The sequence below is a fragment of the Butyrivibrio sp. WCD2001 genome, assembly GCF_000424485.1.
GTDB lineage: Bacteria > Bacillota > Clostridia > Lachnospirales > Lachnospiraceae > Butyrivibrio.
Genome location: NZ_AUJZ01000020.1, coordinates 1 through 22,069 on the forward strand (window position 1 = coordinate 1; position 22,069 = coordinate 22,069).

General features: G+C 40.8%; 20 protein-coding genes. 3 read left to right on the plus strand and 17 right to left on the minus strand.

Features of this window, described 5'->3' with window-relative positions; translation table 11 throughout:
- Positions 1-273 precede the first annotated feature (273 nt).
- From pyk to G630_RS0114520, 4 genes are read right to left on the minus strand one after another with little or no spacing between them, the layout of a single operon-like run.
- Positions 274-1,284: a pyruvate kinase gene (gene pyk, locus G630_RS0114505; protein ID WP_022763136.1), complete on the minus strand. Its 1,011-nt coding sequence runs from the start codon at positions 1,282-1,284 to the stop codon at positions 274-276.
- A gap of 34 nt (positions 1,285-1,318) precedes the next feature.
- Positions 1,319-2,602 carry a CapA family protein gene (locus G630_RS0114510; protein ID WP_026498999.1) on the minus strand — a complete coding sequence of 428 codons (1,284 nt, stop codon included), beginning with the start codon at positions 2,600-2,602 and terminating at the stop codon, positions 1,319-1,321.
- A 7-nt stretch (positions 2,603-2,609) separates the two neighbouring features.
- A complete protein-coding gene (locus tag G630_RS0114515; protein WP_022763134.1) occupies positions 2,610-3,218 on the minus strand; it encodes an MBL fold metallo-hydrolase in 609 nt (202 codons plus the stop codon).
- A gap of 29 nt (positions 3,219-3,247) precedes the next feature.
- Complete coding sequence (locus G630_RS0114520; protein ID WP_022763133.1) at positions 3,248-3,877, minus strand: lactate utilization protein; 630 nt, start codon at positions 3,875-3,877, stop codon at positions 3,248-3,250.
- A gap of 146 nt (positions 3,878-4,023) precedes the next feature.
- Between G630_RS0114520 and G630_RS0114525 the strand changes: the two genes are divergently transcribed.
- Complete coding sequence (locus G630_RS0114525; RefSeq protein ID WP_022763132.1) at positions 4,024-4,950, plus strand: ArsR/SmtB family transcription factor; 927 nt, start codon at positions 4,024-4,026, stop codon at positions 4,948-4,950.
- A gap of 130 nt (positions 4,951-5,080) precedes the next feature.
- On the opposite strand, the gene G630_RS0114530 is transcribed toward G630_RS0114525, so the two are convergent.
- The 5 genes from G630_RS0114530 to G630_RS0114550 form a co-directional block, all read right to left on the minus strand.
- The gene (locus G630_RS0114530; protein ID WP_022763131.1) at positions 5,081-6,007 is read right to left on the minus strand and encodes a carbohydrate ABC transporter permease; all 927 of its coding nucleotides are present in this window, start codon (positions 6,005-6,007) and stop codon (positions 5,081-5,083) included.
- A 13-nt stretch (positions 6,008-6,020) separates the two neighbouring features.
- Entirely contained in the window at positions 6,021-6,938 is a 918-nt protein-coding gene (locus G630_RS0114535; protein WP_022763130.1) for a carbohydrate ABC transporter permease, read from the minus strand.
- 61 nt (positions 6,939-6,999) lie between these two features.
- Positions 7,000-8,529, minus strand: coding sequence for an ABC transporter substrate-binding protein (locus G630_RS0114540; protein ID WP_022763129.1), 1,530 nt, complete (start codon positions 8,527-8,529; stop codon positions 7,000-7,002).
- 268 nt (positions 8,530-8,797) lie between these two features.
- Positions 8,798-10,438 carry a glycoside hydrolase family 43 protein gene (locus tag G630_RS22125; protein WP_049946239.1) on the minus strand — a complete coding sequence of 547 codons (1,641 nt, stop codon included), beginning with the start codon at positions 10,436-10,438 and terminating at the stop codon, positions 8,798-8,800.
- A gap of 24 nt (positions 10,439-10,462) precedes the next feature.
- On the minus strand, positions 10,463-11,419 hold the full coding sequence (locus G630_RS0114550) for a glycoside hydrolase family 43 protein (protein ID WP_026499001.1): 957 nt from the start codon (positions 11,417-11,419) through the stop codon (positions 10,463-10,465).
- A gap of 292 nt (positions 11,420-11,711) precedes the next feature.
- On the opposite strand from G630_RS0114550, the gene G630_RS0114555 reads away from it, so the two are divergent.
- Positions 11,712-13,061, plus strand: coding sequence for an MATE family efflux transporter (locus G630_RS0114555; RefSeq protein ID WP_026499002.1), 1,350 nt, complete (start codon positions 11,712-11,714; stop codon positions 13,059-13,061).
- Positions 13,062-13,067: 6 nt separating this feature from the next.
- Here the strand turns inward: G630_RS0114555 and G630_RS0114560 are convergent, their stop codons facing one another.
- The 8 genes from G630_RS0114560 to G630_RS0114595 all read right to left on the minus strand — a co-directional run bounded on the left by G630_RS0114560 (position 13,068) and on the right by G630_RS0114595 (position 21,569).
- Complete coding sequence (locus G630_RS0114560; RefSeq protein WP_026499003.1) at positions 13,068-14,588, minus strand: alpha-N-arabinofuranosidase; 1,521 nt, start codon at positions 14,586-14,588, stop codon at positions 13,068-13,070.
- A 27-nt stretch (positions 14,589-14,615) separates the two neighbouring features.
- Entirely contained in the window at positions 14,616-14,864 is a 249-nt protein-coding gene (locus tag G630_RS0114565; RefSeq protein WP_022763124.1) for a DUF6171 family protein, read from the minus strand.
- A 188-nt stretch (positions 14,865-15,052) separates the two neighbouring features.
- Positions 15,053-16,270: an iron-containing alcohol dehydrogenase gene (locus G630_RS0114570; protein ID WP_022763123.1), complete on the minus strand. Its 1,218-nt coding sequence runs from the start codon at positions 16,268-16,270 to the stop codon at positions 15,053-15,055.
- A gap of 138 nt (positions 16,271-16,408) precedes the next feature.
- Positions 16,409-17,194, minus strand: a complete 786-nt coding sequence (locus tag G630_RS0114575; protein WP_022763122.1) for a response regulator — start codon at positions 17,192-17,194, stop codon at positions 16,409-16,411.
- Between the two features lie 10 nt (positions 17,195-17,204).
- Positions 17,205-18,227 carry a response regulator transcription factor gene (locus tag G630_RS23800; protein ID WP_049946240.1) on the minus strand — a complete coding sequence of 341 codons (1,023 nt, stop codon included), beginning with the start codon at positions 18,225-18,227 and terminating at the stop codon, positions 17,205-17,207.
- A 298-nt stretch (positions 18,228-18,525) separates the two neighbouring features.
- Positions 18,526-20,148, minus strand: coding sequence for a chaperonin GroEL (gene groL, locus G630_RS0114585; protein ID WP_026499004.1), 1,623 nt, complete (start codon positions 20,146-20,148; stop codon positions 18,526-18,528).
- Positions 20,149-20,231: 83 nt separating this feature from the next.
- Entirely contained in the window at positions 20,232-20,516 is a 285-nt protein-coding gene (locus G630_RS0114590) for a co-chaperone GroES (RefSeq protein ID WP_022763119.1), read from the minus strand.
- Between the two features lie 156 nt (positions 20,517-20,672).
- Positions 20,673-21,569, minus strand: a complete 897-nt coding sequence (locus G630_RS0114595) for a metallophosphoesterase family protein (RefSeq protein ID WP_026499005.1) — start codon at positions 21,567-21,569, stop codon at positions 20,673-20,675.
- A gap of 130 nt (positions 21,570-21,699) precedes the next feature.
- Between G630_RS0114595 and G630_RS0114600 the strand changes: the two genes are divergently transcribed.
- On the plus strand, positions 21,700-21,999 hold the full coding sequence (locus G630_RS0114600) for a hypothetical protein (RefSeq protein ID WP_022763117.1): 300 nt from the start codon (positions 21,700-21,702) through the stop codon (positions 21,997-21,999).
- The last annotated feature ends 70 nt before the right edge of the window (positions 22,000-22,069 follow it).

A 22,069-nucleotide genomic window follows, 5' to 3' on the forward strand; every position in this document is an offset into this window, starting at 1 on the left:
TTCTGTCCGTTTTTACCTAAGTTAGGTTGTTTTGTTCTCTGAATATTCTTTTTGGAATTTTCAGGGTTGCATTACTATTTTATTGTCAAAGTGCTGATAAATACTGGGCTCGCGGGCTTTCTGTTTACTGCCGTGCGCCGCAGCGATATTTAATATATCACTAAGGTTATATAGTGTCAACAATAAATTTGAATTTTTTTTCAAAAAATCAAAAAAAATTTTTGCGTTTCCCATATCCCCTGATATATACTGAGTTTTCACGTAATAACATCTCTATATTTTCTTGGATTTTTCATATTGCAATGCCGTTTTTGATAAAAATCCAATTACTTCCACCGGATATTCACCGATCGCAGTCTCTCCCGTAACCATTACAGAGGATGCTCCATCCGCAACAGCATTATAAATGTCGCTTACTTCTGCTCTGGTTGGAATGGGACTGTGTTCCATCGATGCCAGCATCTGGGTAACTACCATAAAACGTTTTGATCTGGTTCGGCATTCTTTTGATATACGCTTCTGTACATACGGCAGCTCCCAAAGAGGCATCGCATTTCCAAGGTCGCCTCTGGCAATTACTATCTCATCGCATTCATCCATTATATCCGGAAGCATTCCAACGCCATCCATGTTTTCGATTTTGGCGTATATCTCTATTTTATCTCCACCTGCATCATCCAATGTTTTTCTAAGTATTTGAAGATCCTGCCTGTTCCTGACAAAAGGCTGCATGACACCGGTCACCCCGAGCTTAACTGCGTCACTGATATTGCTAATATCATCAGATGTAAGTGTTGGCATCAGAATTGTTTTTCCTTTAATCAGAATACTTTTCCTACTATTAAGTATTCCGCCTCTGATTATTTTGAGTATTGCCTCATTGTTGCTCCTATGTTCTACTCCGGCAAGTATCTTCCCGTCATCAAGAAGTATCTCATCTCCTTCTTCCATCTCTTCAAATATTCTTTTATCGAGAGGGATAACATCAGAGATTACTCCATGATAGCCTTCACGCCTAACCGGTATTTCATCTCCGGAACATAAATTTATTTCTTTTTGAAGATTGCCGATTCTAAGCTCAGGTCCTTGCAAATCGATAAGGATTTTGGGATCTATACATACAGATTCGGCAGCCCTTTTTACAAAATTAAGCAGTTCCTCATTATCTCTTAGCATAACGTGTGACAAATTAATTCTTACCCCTGTCATGCCTGCCATAAACATAGCTTTTAGCGTTGCTTCATCATTACAGCTTGGTCCTAGTGTTCCAAAAATATCCACCATAAATTTAATCTCATTCTCCAATCCGACTATACTATCAGTCCCATGTATCTCCCCATACCTCATTGCACAGCTCTATGCACTTTTCTTTTGAAAAGGAACTGTCCTGTGCAATTATTGCATTTACTGCTGCAAGCTCCTCGGGATAATCTCGCAGCGGAAAAACCCTGATTCCGCCTTTTTCATCTGACACATGACAGACAAGGGCCTTTACTCCATAATCAGATATGGAAGTAACACCATCACTGTCCTTTTTTATGGTAACACCTGCCATTCCGCCAACCATTCTGTTGGTGGTCCCTTCACCTGTTCCGGAAGTCCAGTTTACAAAATTGCCTAAAGAATAGTAGACAAGCATTTTGTCGTCAATAAACTCAATAGGCTCTATAACATGCGGATGCGTTCCAATGACAAGATCTGCTCCATGCTCCTCAAATATGCCTGTCCATTTTTGCTGTGACGAGTCCGGGGTAAGACGATACTCCGTACCCCAATGCGGAAATACAACAGTAAAATCAGCATTTTGCTCTGCATATTCCAGATCTTTTATGACTTTATCTTCCTCCAGAAGGTCAACTGCATACGGCATGTCAGCAGGCTGCGAGATGCCATTTGTTCCGTATGTATAATTAAGAAGCGCGATTTTGATCCCGTTTCTTTCTATAATATCTACACGTTCTTTATCTTCCGCTGCCTCGTTTATACCTATGACTGTTATGTCCGGATAGTTTTCGTTCCAAAAGTTGCAAGTATTTAAAAGACCGCTTTTTCCTTTATCAAGTACATGATTTGTTGCATGGCATATGACATCAAAGCCGGAGTTTACAAGGGCATCTCCTATAGCATAAGGAGCGTTGAAAGCAGGATATCCGCTTATGCCCAGTTCTTCACCGCCTATGATAACTTCCTCGTTAACAACCGCAATATCATAAGATGAGATATCATCCTTCATCTCTGAAAATATGGGTGCAAAATCGTAAGTTCCGTTATCGTCGCGTGATCTCTCCTCTATAGGTGTGTGCAGCAAAATATCTCCAACCATGCAAAGTGTCAGGGAATTTTCCGCAGGTTGAGCCTCTGATTGATCGGATTGATCCGGTTTGTCCGGTTGATCTGTCTCTTCTGCCTCTACTGTTTCTATCTCTACTTCTTCCTGCTCAGATTGTCCGGTTTGTCCGTCACTATTCTCTGATGGTTTTTCTGTATTTTCCAAATTTTCCTGATTCACAGATTCAGGCTGCTTTTGAGTCACCGTATGTTCTTTACTGCAACCACAAACAAATAGTAAGATGACAAGCATCTTAGTCAAAGGTCTTTTCATAATATTATCACTCATATTTCCTTAGTAGTTCATTGCTGATAAATGGTTGATTCTTTTGCCTAAGAGCAAAAATTTCTTTGAGATTTCCAAGTACATAGTCTCGGTCGTGAATCGTGTTATCATGACTAAGGACTGCCTTGCTGAAAGTTATACTCTCAAGAAGCGCTATTTCATCATGCAATAGCGATACGTTGTATCCCTTTGTGCTGCTGTAAAAGGAATCACCCAGAAAAAGATACTCATCATTAACAACCACGCAGAGAGAATCTTTTGCATGACTGTTTTTTATAGGAAGAATTCTTATGTTAATTCCGTCATTTATTTTTATTTCTGTTTCAACTATCGTTCCTTTTCCTATAGTTTTCCGGGTGTGTTTTCCAACATAAAGATTATCGTCGGAAATATTGATTCGATTCATGTTTTCGCAGTGATCCTGATGAAAATGAGTGATGATAATTTTCTTTTTATCGATGCTGTTTATATACTCAAATGCTGCATCATTGCTGCCTGCATCTATAATATATGTATATTCGTTTCCTTCTATAAAATATATATCTGCAGACAGCGGTTTTTCAGATGATTCCAGGAATTTAATTTTTTCATCTATTCGTGTCATGTTATGAGCCTCTATTAAAATCCGTCAAATTAAAATCCCAGAATATCGTTTACAAGAATTACATGTATTCTGCCTTCATGTCTTGAAAATCTAGTAATCAAAAACTGACAGCAAATTGTATCCGGAGATTTACAATCCATGCATGCACCGGTTTTTGCACATGGTGTGGAGAGTCCAAAACGCTGAGCATTAATCGGAGCTGCCACATTTCGTGCTCTCTTCATAGCGCCGTCAAGATCGTCACAGATTTTATTCATTCCTACTATAAAGAGAACCTTTTTAGGCCCCTGGGCTATAGCGGATACTCTGTTAGAATTTCCATCAATGTTCACTATTATGCCATCTTCTGTCATTGCATTTGCGCTTGAAAGAAATACATCCGCATCATAAGCCGCAAGCATTGCAGCTCTTTTATCCGTAGCAGCATCTCTGTCGATAAAGTTGTAGTTTCCGTTTTTCACAGCATCTACAAGTCCTATCTCGTGAGCCGACATCGCTCCGCCCATGGTAACCGTGCTGCCTTCCTCAATGATTTCAAGAGCCTTCTTTACAGCTTCTTCTCTTGTAGCTGCGTAGTAACCGCTCATATTTCTTGATTCAAGACCTTTTATTACTTTCTGAGCCAGCAGTTCGTTTCTCTTTGTAATATTCTCGTTCATGTGATCTCCTCCTGTTTTCTTTTAATTTTAACTGTTTCCATTATGAAAACAAAGCCAAACATCGATTTTTATTTTATTGAAAGCTAGCTGCTTTCTGTGATATTATATTTTTGTTAAATATTTTACTTTTATTTAAAGGAGTAGTCATGCTTCATATTAAATCTTTATCAGAAGGGCTCGACCTCTTCAAGGCTCTGGGATCTGATGTCAGAATCGAAATCATCAAAATTCTATTGGAAGAAAACGGAATGAACATGAATGAGCTCGCAAGCAGGCTTAATATTACCAATGGTGCGCTCACAAGCCATATAAGAAAGCTTGAAGAATGCGGTATGATTACTGTCAGCAACGAGACAAACGGACATGGTAATCAAAAAATCTGCTCTGTTCATGTAGACAAAATTCTTATAGATATTCAGGACGAAGAAAAGAACGAAAATATATATACTGCAGACATCAAGGTTGGACAATTCGCTGATTACGAAGTTTTTCCTACCTGCGGTCTTGCATCCTCAACCAATATTATCGGTGAGGTGGATGACACCAGATACTTCTCTCATCCCGATCGCTACAATGCAGATATTCTCTGGTTCACAAAGGGACATGTGGAATATGTAGTTCCAAACTTTATTCCTTTCAATCAGAAAATAGATGAGATATGTATCTCTGCAGAGCTTTCAAGTGAAGCTCCCGGAGTTAATAATGTGTGGCCTTCAGACATTCATTTTTATCTCAATAATGAGTTTCTTGGAAAATGGATTTCACCCGGAGATTTCGGTGATGTGAAGGGTATCTTCACTCCGGACTGGTGGTTCCCCAATTGGAATCAGTATGGATTACTTAAAATGCTGGTGATAAATCATCGTGGTACTTTTATTGATGGCTTACAGATTTCAGACATCAACATTGATCACTTCAATCTGACAAGCAAAAGTTCAATCAAGTTTAAAATGGCTGTTCCCGAAGACACTGAGCATGTGGGCGGTCTGACAATATTTGGTAAGACTTTCGGAAACTACAGTCAGGATATAAATGTAAAGATTGCTTACAGTCCTATTTCTACTGAGGCATAAAAATAAGAGCTTCCCCTCATCCGGCACTTCGTGCCACCTTCCCCCCAAAGGGGAAGGCTTTAATCGATGTGCCACCTTCCCTCCAAAGGGGAAGGCTTTAATTGGGGAAGCTTTTTTATTAATCAAAATTTTATTTAATACCACTTATAGCAATAGATTCAATGATTACTCTCTGGAATAAGAAGAATAATACCAGTGTAGGAAGCATTGCTATTACCGAAGCCGCCATAATAAGCGCATAATCACTCTGGATTGCATAGTACGAATTAAAGGATCTGATAACCACCTGCAATGTCCAGTGTTTCTCACTTCTAAGGAAAATCGTAGGTGCAAGATAGTCATTCCATATTCCCATAAACCAAAGCATAAGCTGTGTTCCAAGAGCACCCTTCATAAGAGGCAGGAATATTTTGTAGTATATCTCAAAGTAGTTACAGCCATCGATTTTTGCTGCATCCATAAGCTCTGTCGGTATGCTGTACAAATTCTGTCTTAGGAAGAATATCATACTGACATTGCCAAAACATCCAGGAATGATAAGCGGAGCCAGTGAATTAGTCCATCCAAGCTTTGTAAACAATACATACTGTGGAATCATAACAACTGCAAAAGGAATCATTATTGTTGCAAGAAGCGCAAGGAATAGTGCATTTTTCCCGCGAAAGTTCATCTTTGCAAATGCAAATGCCGCAAGCGATGATGTAAATCCACCGATTAACAAAACCGGGATCTCAACCGTAACAGTATTGATAATTCCCGAGATAAACTGTCCTTTGCTGAGAACCTGACTATATTTTCCTATAAGAATAGGATTCGGAAATAGTGTCAATGATCCTGATAATATTTGATTTTTTGTCATAAATGATGTTGCTACCATATAAATAAGCGGAAACACCATTGTAATTGCAAACAGAAAAAGAACTATGAAGATCACCACGTTCATGGCCTTCTCTTTCGAAGATGTGACGCGATCACTCTGGTAATCTTTTGCGTTTGCTTTTGATCTTCTTGATGAGTCTGAATTCGCATTTGATTTTGCTTTCAGTGCAAGTTCCATCTGTCACACCTCCTTAATCTATAGTTTTTACCCATTTATCCTGTCCCCAAAAATTGATGGCAGTGATAATGAATATGATAATCGCAAGAATTACTGCTACTGCACTACCGTAGCCGAGCTGACCGTTGGTAAACGCCTTTTCATACAGGTAGAACACTACTGTTGCTGCACTGTAGTTCGGTCCACCTGAAGGTGTCATAACCTGCACTTCTACAAATACCTGGAATCCTCCAATAAGTGAAGTAATAAGTACGTAGAATGTAACAGGTGAAAGCAGCGGCAGTGTGATGCTCTTAAACTTCTGCCAGCTGTTAGCGCCATCGATCATTGCTGCTTCATAATAATCTCTCGGAATGTTCTGAAGTCCTGCAAGATATAGGATAATTGTGCCTCCAAGTCCCTTCCATACCATGAAGATGATGAGGGATATTTTTACCATCAGCTCATCTCCGAGCCAGTTAGGACCATGAAGACCGGTGAGTGCCTTATAGATTCCGTTTAAAAGACCATAGTCATAGTTGAAAACCCAAGCCCAGAGAATCGACACAGCAACCAGTGAAGAAACAACCGGTACATAGTACATTGTAGTGAGAAATCTCTTTCCGGGAATCTTTCTGTTCAATCCCATAGCTACAAGAATTCCAAGAATCATCCCAATCGGGATCCCAATCATATAAATGATAGTAGTTCCCATAGCTTTCCAGAATTTTGCGTCATTTAAGATTTTGATGTAATTCCTAAGGCCTACAATATTACCCCATAGTGAGTTAATGCCTGTCCATTTGCTTGTACTGGCAATCAGGGCAAACACAATTGGATATGCCATAAAAAGCATGAACCCCACGAACGGAGCCGCAATAAAGAGCCACGCCCAGCGTTCTTCTCTCTTTGCCATCGCAGACATCTGAACTTTTACTTTTTTTGATGCCATAAAAAAATACTCCTTAAAAATCCAGCCCCTTCATTTGTGAAGGGGCTAGAATGATAACCCATTAGTTTGTCGCAGAATTCTGAAGCTCGATTGCTTCGTCAAGAGCTTCCTGCATTTCAGGCTCAACCTGCTGTAAATAATCCTCTACACTGATATCGCCATTCTTGATATTGAATACACCTGACCAGAAAGGAGTGAACCACTCAGCATTGTATGTGTAATCTGTTTCCTGAAGTGCTGCTGCATAGTGATCATTACCATCAAAATATCCGAATATTACATCTACATTTGAAGCATAAGGAACTTTGCCGCTGTTTACAGCATCCTTGAACTCACCATAAGCAAGCTCTGTGATATTAGGAAGCTGGATAGACTCACCAGTTGTGATACCTGATACAGCCTTCTGACCTTCTTCGTCTGTTGAAAGCTTAGCTGCGAGCTGTGCTGCAAGATCAGGATTCTCAGATGTTGCAGATACACAGTAACCAACTGATCCCATCCATGTGTGTGATCTTCCGTCACCTGAAGGTCCTACAGGCCATCCGCAAAGGTTCCACTTGTAAGGGAATGTAGCGTCATCCATGAATGCTGCAACGTCCCATGTTCCACATGCATAGAATGCAACCTGTCCATCAAGCCATCTCTGGTATCCACCAAGAGCTGTATCCTGCTCAACTGAAGGTGTAAGACCGTTCTTTGTAAGGTCTGTATAGAATGTAAGCGCTTCCTTAAGAGGCTCATTGTTTGCAACGTTAACCTTAGTCATGTCATCGTTAAGGAACTTAACTCCGTTTGAATAAAGGAAAGGAGTCATACCAAACTGATCAGCGTTAGCTACACCCCACTGGTCAATCTCTCCATCACCATCCTTATCAATTGTGAGCTTCTCACAAACTTCTATGAATTCATCGTATGTATAAGGCTTTTCCGGATCAGGATACTCAAGACCTGCTGCATCGAAAAGATCCTGGTTGTAAGCAAATGCGAAGCAGGAAAGATCCTTGGGAAGTGCGTAAAGTGAACCGCTTCCAACATTCTTACCATCATAACGGTAAATCTCCTGTGTTGTTCCCCATACGCTTCCGATTGTGTCAGCATCAACATAATCGTCAAGAGGAAGAACATATCCATTATCTACATAAGAACGAACTGCTGCAGGTCCTACATAGAATACATCAGGCATATCATTAGCTGTCATGTTAGCAATCATCTTCTGATTGTATTCATCCTGAGTTGTTACTTCAAAAACAACTTCCTTGATCTCGTCCTTGTGCTCATCTACGAACTGCTTTACAAGCTCTTCGTAAATCTTCTTCTCATGCTCCTGCATGTAAAGAAATACATGGAGTGTCTTATCTCCGTTACCTGTAAGTGAGTCAGTTGAAGAACCGTCTGTACTCTCAGCCTCTGCTGCATCAGCAGTTTCTGTTGCATCTCCTGCGTCTGCAGTTTCTGCTCCACTACCTTCCTCTGTCTTAGCTTCTGTGCTCTCAGCCTCTCCAGCTTCCTCAACTGTTGTTGTAGCACAGCCTGTCAGAGCACTAAGCCCCATTACACTTGCCATTGCAATACCTAAAAACTTCCTTCTCATGTTAAATCCTCCTAAAAATCCTCAGTTAGTGATTAACTTATATAGTAATCTTAAACAAACAAATTTAGAACGTCAACAATTATTTTAGATTTTTGTAAAACATTTTACATTTTTGTTGTTTTTAACAAATTTGTAAAATAGTTTTTGTATATTCAAACAAACTTATCAATAATTGCTGAATTCTCTTTACAATATTGCTATTATGTGTTCACTGCCATAATCCATGGTCACAACACTATAGTATAGCCTTCTTATAATTTACCAATGCCTATTGCAGATACTTAACAGCCCATATTGTCTTGTTATCATTACCCTTTGCAGAGATACATAAAGTGCTGTTTCCGGCTTCATCTGTCATGGTAAAAGCGCAGCCTTCATACTCCACTCCGTCAATTGTAATAGTCACGTAAGGCTCGCCACTATTTATAGCATAAGTTCCACCGGTCATTTCGCCGCCTTCATCAGGTGTAATACTGCCATTTTCAAAGGTGCATTTTACGGGCTTATTTACAAACTCATTAACATCAAGACCATGATTCAACAGATAAAATGTACCATTTAACATGTCAGGGGTTACATCCGTTTTTTCACTTATTGAAGACATTCCTTCATCGCCTGTGTACTCAAAGGGCGCTGCCGTAAACCAGCCGTCCTTTGTCATGAAAAGCTTATGTACTCTGGGTTCATGGAATTCCTGTCCATCATCAAAGCGCTGGTGATAAACTATGTAGTATTCGCCATTTTCATCCTGAAAAACAGACTGTCCACCGGGAGCCATGTATGTCACCGACAAACTGGGAAGACTGTAATTCCCCATCATTTTAAGGCCATAGCTCATGTAGTTTTCTTCATCTCCCAGCCTGTTACCGGCTGCATCAACGTATGGTCCTGTGGAATTTTCGCTTCTAAACTGCCTTATCTGATATCCACCATTTGAAGTAAGTCCTCCATAGGATACGAAAAGGTAATAGTATCCGGTTTCCTTGGAATATGTAATATAAGGACCTTCAATAGCGTGGTGTCCACCACCTACAAGTTTGTAGCCATAGTAAGGATCAGGCGCATCCTCTCCGCCCTTTGCTGCTTCTTCAATAGGATGAATAGGCCTCCCCGTTTCAGGATCAAGCTCCAAAAGGAAGATTCCACCTGACCAGGAGCCGTATACCATCCACATGCGGTCATCTTCATCTGTGAAAACTGCAGGGTCTATACAGTTGGGCCATTTGTTATTATCATATCCTCCAAGCTTTAAATATTCTGAAAGATCAGCGTCTTCTCCAAGGACGTCATAAATATCTGTCTCAGCAGCATGGGAGCTAGTAAAACCGGAATACAGGATTGTGTCTGTATATGTATATTTCCCTCCGGGTTCATCCGATACTGCCATGCAGAGATTTGACTTAATATATGAAGAAGTAGTGCAGAAATACATCACATACTTTCCCATTGTTTCATTGTAGAAGGTGTTGGCTGCCCATACGGAATAGCCACCTTCCTCATTTTTCCCGACATATTTAAATGCATCGAGATCTCCTGAAAAGAGATTATCAAAAACATTGTTACCGTTACCTATGTAGCTCCACGACTTAAGGTCATCCGATTTTGCAAGAACCTGATGGCTTCCTGTCATGTAGTAAGTACCATCCGCCAGGATTACCTGAGGGTCATGGCAACAAACGGCATTTTTATAAACTCCTGTCTTTATGCTGGTTTCAGCTTTATCTGTCATACCATCATCCTCCACCTTGGCTTCAAGATTGCTGCTATCTGATGAATTGCTGTTATCTGCCGATTCTACCGTTTTCATCTTGTCCGATTCTCCAGTTCCTTTGGAGCAACTTGCAGAAACCGCGAAAGCTGCTGTCGCAAGAGCAATTGCCGCATAGTTTATATATTTAGTTGAATGCATTTTGTGCTCCTCTTATTTATGTCCTCATCTGCATGAAAAGATGGGATATCCCTTTTCGTCATATCTGATTTTCATTAACATAGTATGGCGATTAGGATTATACAGAGGATCTCCCTCTATCTCAGTTTCAGTTCGTGCATGATATACCATTACATCCTCGCCATCATCATTTACAGTAAATGAATTATGACCGGGGCCATAAACCACAGCTTCTGCATCACTCTTAAGCACAGGATATCTCTCCTTAGTCCATGACTTAGGATCAAGAAGATCTGCGTCTTCATCGGCTGTTAACATGCCGACGCAATATGCAACACCGGTCTCACTGGCTGAATAGGTCATGAATATTTTCCCGTTTCTCTTTAAAATGCCGGGGCCTTCGTTGACCCAAAAGCCAACTCTCTCCCAGTCATAATCGGGAGTTGTAAGAAGAACCTGAACTGTCTTAAGCTCATAAGGGCTCTTCATTTCTGCGATATACAGGTTTGAAATCTGTTTGCCGACGCCAACCTTCTCAGCCCATATGTAATACCACTTGCCTCTATGCTCAAATACAGTAGCATCAAGCGAAAAGGCTCTGAAGGAGAATTCATCATCCTCTGCGCACTTCATCTTACCTTTTTCCACCCAGGGACCGGCAATGGGATCATCGCTCTGACATTCAAGCACGTAAGGTCTTATCTTCCAGATATCCTGGGTCTCACCGCCCGCAAAGTATATGTACCACCTGCCCATAACCTTATGAAGTTCGGGTGCCCAGATGTGCTTACTCATTATTCCACTGTCATGCTTTTTCCAGATTGTGTGTTCCTCTGCATCAGCAATGCCAGCAAGTGTCTCTGATCTTCTAAGCACTATTTTGTCATATTCAGGTACAGACGCCGTAAAATAGTAAAAGCCGTCATCTGCCTTAACAACATATGGATCAGCTCTCTGCAAAATCCATGGCTCATTATATTTAAGCTCTTTTTCCTTGCTCATAATACCTTTCCCACAAAACATAAATAATTTTTGTTTCAAAATGTTCAGCTAATAAGTTAATCACATTTTTAAAATTCATAAGTTAATTTATAAAGTTAATCACTATTATCACTTTCATTATTTGCTGAACTATTTTATATTATTCTAAATTATATTATTATTATCTAAACATTTCAACTATTTTATAAAAAGGTACTTGAAAACAAATTTGCATTGGAATAAAATCATCTGACTGTATAAATTTTGCAAAACTTAATTATTTATTACTAGACATATTTTGAGGAGATAAGAAATGAATGGAAAAATGACTGAAGGGAAGCCCCTTCCGATACTTTTAAAGTTTGTAATACCGATACTTTTAGGATTTATTTTCCAACAGTTCTACAACATGGTAGATACCGTAATCGTCGGACGTTTTGTAGGTCCCGAGGCTCTTGCGGCCGTTGGGTCCACAGGAACTATAATGTTTATGATAATGGGACTTGCCAATGGTATGACAACAGGTTACACAGTTCTCATAAGCCACCAGTTTGGAGCGGGAAGTAAGGAAGGTACAAGGCAGGCTTTTGTAAACGCGATCATTCTTGGTGTTATCAGCACTTTAGTGGTGACGGTAATTGCCATAATCAGCATGCCAAGCCTTCTTCATATAATGAATACTCCGGATGACATCTACGATTATGCCTATGCCTATATCATTACCATATGCGCCGGAAGCTTTGCTCTTATCGGATATAATCTTTTTGCTGCTTCTCTAAGGGCAATCGGAAACAGTAAGACGCCACTGTATTTCCTGATTTTTTCAGCTGCACTTAATATCGTTCTGGACCTTTTATTCATCATTGTATTTGGACTGGGAACCTTCGGTGCTGCCCTTGCTACAGATATATCACAGGGTGCGTCAGCCATTCTGTGTATTATTTACATTTATAAAAAGGTGGATATTTTAAGACCTGTAAAAGGAAGTTGGAAGCTGGATAAGGGCTTTGCCATGAAACAGCTAAACATCGGTATCCCTATGGCTCTTCAGTTTGGAATCACAGCTTCCGGAACAATGGTCATGCAGGCATCAATCAACATCTATCAGTCAGTTGCGATAGGCGGTTTTACAGCTGCAGGAAAAGTAGTAAATCTTATGACTGCCGGAATGCCTTCCATAGGACAGACTACTGCTGCTTTCGTCGGTCAGAACTTCGGTTATGGTGATCTTGACAGAGTACATCAGGGAACGAAGGATGCCATGAAGATCTCTGTAATTTATTCTGTAATAACCGGTATCCTCAGCGTAGTTATGATGCCCTACATTGTAAGTATGTTTTTCGACAAGGGCGTAAACCTGGCTGACTATCTTCCTTATAGCAAGATTTATATTACAGAGGCAGCTCTTTTCTATATCCCGCTTGCCATGATCTTCATTTACAGAAATGCAATGCAAGCCTGCGGATACGGAAAAACAGCCCTGATGCTCGGTATTATGGAGCTTGTATCAAGGCTGCTTACCGCTTTTGTCTCCATGAGAGTTCACAGCTTTGCTATCGCTGTTGCAGGTGATGCACTCTCATGGTTTACGACAGGTGTATTTTCTTACATTCTGTATATGCTTGTAATGAAGCAATTAAGAACAAGATTAAATAAGAACTGATATAGTTTATTTTTTCAAACGGAGCATGAGAACTGAGCAGGCAGGAATCTTTACTGTTACTCCGTTCTCTTTTTCGTTGTAATCAGTAAACTTATCTTCTGTTACAACATCGGGGTTCTCAAAGGTGTTGTGATCTGCCATTTTACCTGTTACCACTGAAGCCTCTGCAACTTTATATGAATCGGAATCACTTGTGAAAGCAATTTCAACATCCTCAGCTGCTTCAAGGGAATTGTTGGTCAGTGTCACTGTCACTACTCCGTTTTCATCCTCGGAAACTGATTCAAACAGCTTGGGAAGTTCATTCTTGCCTGAACCAACCTTACTATTGTTGATAAGTTCACTATCAAGAAGGTTCGCTCCCTGATGATATCTGAACATCTTAAATACGTGATAGGTAGGAGTTTTTATCATCTTCTCATTTTCAGTAAGAATAACTGACTGAAGAACATTAACCATCTGTGCAATGCATGCCATCCTTACCCTATCTGAATGCTTGTTGAATATATTCAGGTTCATTCCTGCTACAAGTGCATCACGCATAGTATTCTGCTGATAAAGGAATCCGGGATTAGTGCCTGGTTCAACATCAGTCCATATTCCCCACTCATCAACCATAAGACCGATCTTCTTATCCGGATCATACTGATCCATGATCGCTCCATGCTTTCTGATAAGTTCATCCATGAAGAGACTTCTCTTAAGTGTCTGATAGAATACTTCCTCTGTGAACTTTGTAGCTGATCCCTTTACATTCCAGTCATCCTCTGTTTCAGGAAGAGTATAGTAATGTAATGAAAGTCCATCCATAAAGCCATGGAACTGCGGGGGTGTATGATCAAAGCAGGTTTCAAGTACATTTTTTGTCCAGTTATAATCATCAACATTAGGTCCACAGCAAATCTTTGAAATTGGCTTAGAACCGTTGTAGTTTCTTACATATGTCTGATATCTTCTATATTCATCGGCATAGTATGTAGGTCTCATGTTGCCCCCACATCCCCAGTTTTCATTACCAACTCCAAGATAGTCTACCGTCCAGGGCTCCTCATGACCATTCTCTTTTCTGAGATCAGCCATAGGTGATACGCCGTTAAAGGTCATATATTCAACCCATTCACTCATCTCTCTTACTGTACCTGATCCCATATTGGCATTAACATAAGTCTTACAGCCAAGCTGCTTTGTAAGCTCAAAGAATTCATGTGTTCCCAAACTGTTGTCCTCAACTACACCGCCCCAATGTGTGTTGATCATCTTCTTTCTCTTTTCTTTGGGGCCAATGCCATCCATCCAATGATACTCATCCGCAAAGCATCCGCCGGGCCAGCGAAGTACCGGTATCTTCATTTCCTTAAGTGCCTTAACCACATCACTTCTCATACCATTCACATTAGGAATGTCAGAATTATCCCCGACATAAAGGCCTTCATAGATACACCTTCCGAGATGTTCTGAAAAATGTCCGTAGATTTCAGGTGCAATCTTTGATTTTTTACTCTCGTTGTTGATTAAAAGTTTAGCCAATTTCTCTTCCTCCTCTAAATAATGGATTTACCATTTTTTCTTAGGGCAATGTGTACCAATGCCCAGTGCTCTTAACTCCACATAGCATCCGCAAACAAGACAGGTCCCTATTGATAGCTTGTCGCACTGTGTACATATACCTAACCTGTTCTCATATACTGTATCCGTAACCCTGCTATCAGGAGTTATGGCATCGCGATATTTTTTTATCATTTTCTTCTCTTCGCCTTCAATATCCCGTAGAAGACAATGCTTACAAGCTCTGGTGTTTTCCATATTTTTCCCATTTATTTTAGACGCATGTAAATTATTTTACATTTTATCATAATGCATTTGTTTTGCAAACACTTATTAGCACTTTCAGGGTAGGAATTATGCTTTTCTCAAAGAGCAAAAAATACCCTCCTTACCGTTTTGTCCGGTAAAGAGGGTACATATCACTCATGAAGCGTTTTTGATAAAGATTAGAAATCTACTTCTGTATCATAGTAGCAGCACTTAAGGAGTTTCTCCATCTCTTCCTGGCTGGGCTGACGAGGGTTGGAACCTGTGCAGGCATCAAGAATTGCGTTAGCAGCAATGTCATGGAGTCTCTCAAGGAATACATTCTCCGGAACAAATCCCTGTTCAGCCGGAAGTCCGTCGGGACCATAATGGTTTATGCTGTGAGGGATGTTAAGAGAATCATTCATCTTGCGAAGATAATCAATGAGGAGTTCAACCTTCTCATCGTCATCCTTGCCGCCGAGGTGCATGTAATCAGCGATAACGCCATAGCGCTTCTTAGCTGTCTCGTCCTTAGCGTTGAATGCAACTACCTTAGGAAGGTACATAGCATTAGCTGCGCCGTGGATGATGTGAGCTCCGAGGTCTGCAAAAGCAGCACCTGTCTTGTGAGCCATTGAGTGAACGATTCCAAGAAGCGCATTGGAGAATGCCATACCTGCAAGGCACTGAGCATTGTGCATAGCATCTCTTGCATCCATGTCTTCATTATAGGACTTAACAAGATTCTTCTGGATCATCTCTATAGCGTGAATTGCAAGCGGATCTGTGTAATCACAATTTGCTGTGGAAACATAAGCCTCAACAGCATGTGTCATAGCATCCATACCGGTGTGAGCAACAAGCTTTTTAGGCATTGTATGAGCAAGTTCGGGATCAACGATAGCTACATCGGGAGTAATCTCAAAATCAGCGATCGGGAACTTAATGCCCTTCTGATAATCAGTGATGATGGAAAATGCAGTAACCTCGGTAGCTGTGCCGGATGTTGATGAAATAGCACAGAATTTAGCCTTTGTGCGAAGCTTAGGAAGGCCAAAAACCTTACACATATCTTCAAAAGTGGTATCCGGATACTCATACTTAATCCACATAGCCTTTGCAGCATCTATAGGTGAACCACCACCGATAGCAACGATCCAGTCAGGCTGGAACTTCTGCATTGCTTCAGCACCCTTCATAACCGTCTCAACTGACGGATCAGGTTCGATACCCTCAAAAAGCTCTGTCTCCATTCCGGCTTCCTTCAGGTACTCTTCTACCTTCTGAAGAAATCCGCCCCTTTTCATAGAACCGCCACCTGTACAAATGATGGCTCTTTTGCCCTCAAAAGTCTTCAGCGCTTCAAGTGCGCCTTTCCCATGATAGATATCTCTGGGCAGTGTAAAACGTGACATACAAATACCTCCTTAAAATAATTATTTTGTTAAATAAATAACATAACCCACAAAATAATTATAAGGAGGTAATTTAAATAAATCAAATCTTGACTTTTATATGAAAGTTGTTTTTTTATTTCATGCCCTCATCCGGCACTAGCGTGCAATTGCTTTCTGAATAGCAAAGTACTGATCAAGTTTATCTCGGAGGGCATCTCTTCCGATGCTCTTAAGAATATAATCCACCGGTTTCAGCCTCATAGCTGTCATGACACTCTCTCGGCTCTTTTGCCCTGTCAGGAACATTACCGGAAGTTCATCTGTTTCCGTATCACTTTTTAGCATTTCAAAAATTTGCGGCCCTGTGGTTATGGGCATCTGATAATCAAGCAACACAAGATCTGCTTTGTTAACCGTAAGCCAACGGATTGCCTTTATACCTGTATTAGCCATAACCACTTGATAGGAATCCTTAAGCCAGTCACGAATCATCTGCATATAGGCCACATCATCATCCACTATAAGCACGACTTTTCGTGTCTGCTGCAACATTCTCTGACTAAATACATCCGACACTGTATCCAGGAACGCCTTCATATCCAAGGGACGTTCAAACCAAGCTGTGATGCACCTTCCCGGTATGGTTTTAATAGCTTCATTGTACTCTTCATGCTTACCAATCAAAATAAGACTTTTTTCCTTCTCCATGCAAAGGTCTTTTAAATATACCAGGAATGAAGCACTATCAGAAACAGTCTCATCCATATAATAAACTATGAGCTCGCAGCTCTCAGTATTGCTTTGTAGCTTTTTCATATCAATCGGTATGTATTTGCTAACACATCCTATTTCAGCAAGCTTCATTTCCATTCCGTGCACCGAAAATGTTTCCTGCGAGCTTAAAATAACCACGTTTTCCTTACCCATTTTTTCCTTACCCATTTGAACCCCCTCAGATGGCATTGGTAATATTACGAATTTCATCCCACTCAAGACTATTCAGATAGATTTTTATCGAAGATATTTTCTTATAGTCTTCAGGCTTTAAAGCACGTTTCATAAGAGAATCCACTATTGACTGAACTATATCAAAGTCTTCTTCTATAGCAAACTCTCTTATTGCCATAAGTGCATCCTGGACCTCCTCATCAGATATTTCTTCCTTCTCCTCCTCTTTTGTCCGATCCAAAAGTGCTTTCTCATGCCTTCTGCATTCTTCAATAAAAGCGATATGATTATTCTTTATAAACTCAATGTTATTTTCATTCGCTGCGTTTTCCATCTCTAAGGCCTTAGCTGATAAAGTCATACATCCTATTATTCTGGATGTACTTTTAAGCCCGTGAGCTTTAATCGTATAATTCTCTATGTCACCTTCTGCAAAACACTTTTCAAGTATTTCAATATTATTCGAAATATGTCTTATAAAAATATCGATTGATGAAAGATATGCCTCGGCAGAAGCACAGTTTTTTATCCCCTCCCGGGCATCGATCAGCGGTTCTTCAATTATCCATTCGGGAAGTTTTTCAAGTTCCCGGTCTATAAATTCATTGTCCTTTGGATCTGTTTTTGAAATATCTGCATTATCATTATCTGAGACTGTTTTACCGGCTGCATTGTCAAAAACACTGTTTACTCTTGAAAGAAGTTCATCGGCCCTGACCGGTTTTTTAATATAATCGGCCGCGCCCATTTCAAGTCCTTTATTCTCGCTCTCTTTACTGTCATCGGAAGTAAGAAAAATAAATGGAACATTCACTCCTGCCTTGGACTTTATCAGTCTCTGCAATTCATAGCCTGACATAGAAGGCATCTTAATATCCGAGATAACCATATCCGGAAGGCTTCTTACGAACAGTTCAACAGCAGCTTCTCCGGAATCAACCAGGATAGTCTCATAATCATTCTTAAGTGCACGATCCGCTATCTTCAGCATCATAAGTTCATCGTCAACTATCAGTATCTTCTTCACTTCGAACCTCCAAGTTTGCTCTCACCAAGACACCATCGTCTACCTGAGCTTACAGGAAAATCATTTTTCCGCGGATGTCCCCACTGTGTACATAGAATCCCTACATTATAAATATTTTAGCTTTATATGAACAAAAAAACTATTAACTGCATATTAAATATGTACCAATATAATGAATTTGCTGTAAATCAAAAAGGAAGACAATCTATTTCGAATAAATCGATAGACTGTCTTCCTATTTTTTTAGATAATGCGATCTATATCTAATTTAACATTATGGTTGATTCATCCTTATGGATTACATCATTCCCATTCCTGCACCGCCTGCAGGCATCGGAGGTACGGGCTCCTTGATTGTAGCAACAGCTGCCTCAGTTGTAAGGAAGCTTGATGCAACAGATGTAGCATTCTGAAGGGCACTTCTTGTAACCTTTGCAGGGTCAATGATACCATCCTTGATCATATCAACGTACTCCTCTGAGTATGCGTTGAATCCAATTCCCTTCTTGGACTCCTTAACCTTATTAACAATTACAGATCCGTCAAGACCGGCATTGTTTGCAATATGGTAAAGAGGAGCTTCGAGTGCCTTAAGAACTACCTTAGCACCTGTCTTCTCATCACCCTCAAGTGAAGCTGCTACCTTCTCAACATCCTTGCAAGCATGAATGTATGCACTACCACCACCAAAGATGATACCTTCCTCAACAGCTGCTCTTGTAGCATTGAGAGCATCCTCCATACGATACTTAGCTTCCTTCATCTCTGTCTCTGTAGCAGCACCTACTCTGATAACTGCAACACCGCCGGCGAGCTTAGCAAGTCTCTCCTGAAGTTTCTCTCTATCAAAATCAGAAGTTGTGTCATCAATCTGCTTCTTGATCTGAGCAACTCTTGCCTGAATGTCGCCCTTATTGCCAAGGCCATCAACGATTGTTGTCTTCTCCTTCTCAACCTTGATGCTCTTAGCACGACCAAGATCATCCATTGTAGTATCCTTAAGCTCAAGACCAAGGTCAGAGCTGATAACCTTACCACCTGTAAGAATAGCGATATCCTCAAGCATAGCCTTTCTTCTGTCACCATAGCCGGGAGCCTTAACAGCAACTACATTGAAGGTTCCGCGGAGCTTGTTAACGATAAGAGTTGTAAGAGCCTCACCGTCAACGTCCTCAGCGATGATAAGAAGCTTAGAACCTGTCTTAACAATCTGCTCAAGAAGAGGAAGAATATCCTGGATATTGGAAATCTTCTTATCTGTGATGAGTATGAAAGGATCATCAAGGTTAGCTTCCATCTTGTCCATATCTGTAGCCATGTAAGCTGAGATATAACCACGATCAAACTGCATACCTTCTACAAGATCAAGCTCTGTGAGCATTGTCTTGGATTCCTCAATTGTGATAACGCCATCATTGGAAACCTTCTCCATAGCGTCAGCGATCATCTGACCAACTTCATCATCACCTGATGAAACAGCGGCAACTCTCATGATCTGATCCTTGCCCTTAACCTTTGTAGCCATCTTGCTGATAGAAGCTACTGCTGCATCTGTAGCCTTCTTCATGCCCTTTCTAAGAACAATAGGGTTAGCTCCTGCTGCAAGGTTCTTAACACCTTCATTGATCATAGCCTGTGCAAGTACTGTAGCTGTTGTTGTACCGTCACCTGCTACATCGTTAGTCTTTGTAGCAACTTCCTTAACAAGCTGAGCGCCCATGTTCTCATAAGCATCCTCAAGCTCGATCTCTTTTGCGATTGTAACACCGTCGTTTGTGATTGTGGGTGCACCATAGCTCTTATCAAGAACTACATTTCTTCCCTTAGGTCCGATTGTTACTCTTACTGTATCTGCAAGCTTATTAACGCCTTCTACCATAGCTGTGCGGGCGTCAGCACCGTACTTAATTGTCTTTGCCATTTTTATATGCCTCCGTATATTGTTTTTCCCCTCATCCGCCCTTCGGGCACCTTCTCCCCAAGGAGAAGGCATAGATGAGATAATTACTTAATGATAGCGAGTATATCGTTCTGCTTAACAATGATGTAGGTAACGTCGTCGAGCTTAACCTCTGTTCCTGCATACTTGGAATAGATAACGTTGTCACCCTTCTTTACCTGCATCTTCACTTCCTTACCATCAACGACTCCGCCGGGGCCTACAGCGATAACCTCTGCCTGCTGCGGCTTCTCCTTCTCTGCACCGGGAAGTACGATTCCTGACTTAGTTGTCTCCTCAGCTTCAAGCGCCTTAAGTACGACTCTGTCTGCAAGTGGTTCTAACTTCATTTTTTTTGCCTCCTTATATCTTCAACATATTATTGACTTTTTATTGTTAGCACTCATATGATTCGAGTGCTAATCACCAAGAAATATATTACCACACACGATAAAAAATGCAATACCCACATGTGAATATTTGCAGAAATGCAAAGAAATAGTGTTTTAATTATTATGCTTTGGGCGCGGGATATCCTTGCCCGACAAATCCACATAGTTTTCCTTAAGAGCCTCTGCCCAGTACTGCTCAGGTATTGCCGGCCATCTTACCATTCCCCTGTCCTCCTCACAAAGCTTCATCGCCTGTAGAAGAATGGATTCGCTTAGATCCACACCGGTTCTGATTGTATGCATAGTTATTGCCGCCCATGCAGGTGCATATTCCATAAGACCGCTTGACTGAAATTCCTTAAGGATTTCATGCCTGTCATATTTTACCTGTACCAGTTCTTCCTCCCAACCGGTCTTACCGCTGTGGATAATGGCGAACTCAGCATAGCAGTTCTTATTTCTGGGAAGTCCCATAGCTCCGGGATTCACCGCTCTTTTTTCTCTGTATAAAAAGCACTCCTGTACATGAGTATGTGCATGCAGGAGCATGTTTGTTTTTATTTTATTAAGTGTGCGCTTGGTGTTTCTCTTATCCCCGAATAGAAGTTCCGACGCATTTGACGGTGATCCGTGACAATATTCAAAGCCTGCCGAACCTTCCGGATTCCATATTCCGTAAATCGGAAGTTCCTCAAACAGATTAAAATCCTTCTCTGTCAATTGCTCATATGTATAAAGAAGAGCGCCGCTTCCTGAACCTTTCATCCAACCGTTCTCACCGGATTTTCTGTAATTCAGCATGCTTTCCTCGCGATTTCCGCGAACAGTATAGCACGTGAAATACTGTCTGAGCACATATATGAGATCCATTGTCTTTCTTACGCCCGGGCAATCCGAAATATAATCTCCAAGTAAAATGTAATTAGTTATCCCCTTCCCCATGCAATAATCTATACAGGCCTGAAGGGCTGAGTGATTTCCATGAATATCACCGAATACTGCAATATCCAATAGTTTCTCCAATCTATTCTCAAGTTTTTTATATTTTTATAATAAGTAGTTAATAGTCAAAAAATAACCTCTGTGCGAAAATATATTCATAAGTTGGTTCAATAATCGCATCTTCGAATGGAGGTTAATTATGGCAGACAATCGTGAAGATTTAATCCGTTCTCTGGCAGGTGTCATGGGCATGAGTGGAGAAGCAAAGAAGAAAGATTCTCACTTTGACCCCTCAACCGGTACACTTTATTGCGGGAGTAAAGTCTTTTCACAAAGTGATATTGCCGAGGCAAAGAAATTCTGTGAAACCAACATGAAAAAGATGGCTGATATAGGCGACAATGCCGCAATGTATTATGAAATTGCTGCATCTGCCGTTGAACTTCTTGAGCAGGACAGTGTTAAAAACGGCGGAAAAGTTGTTGTGAAGGATTCATGAGGTGACCCCCATCCGTCAGCTTCGCTGCCACCTTCCCCCATGGGGGGAAGGCTTTTTTATATCACTATCA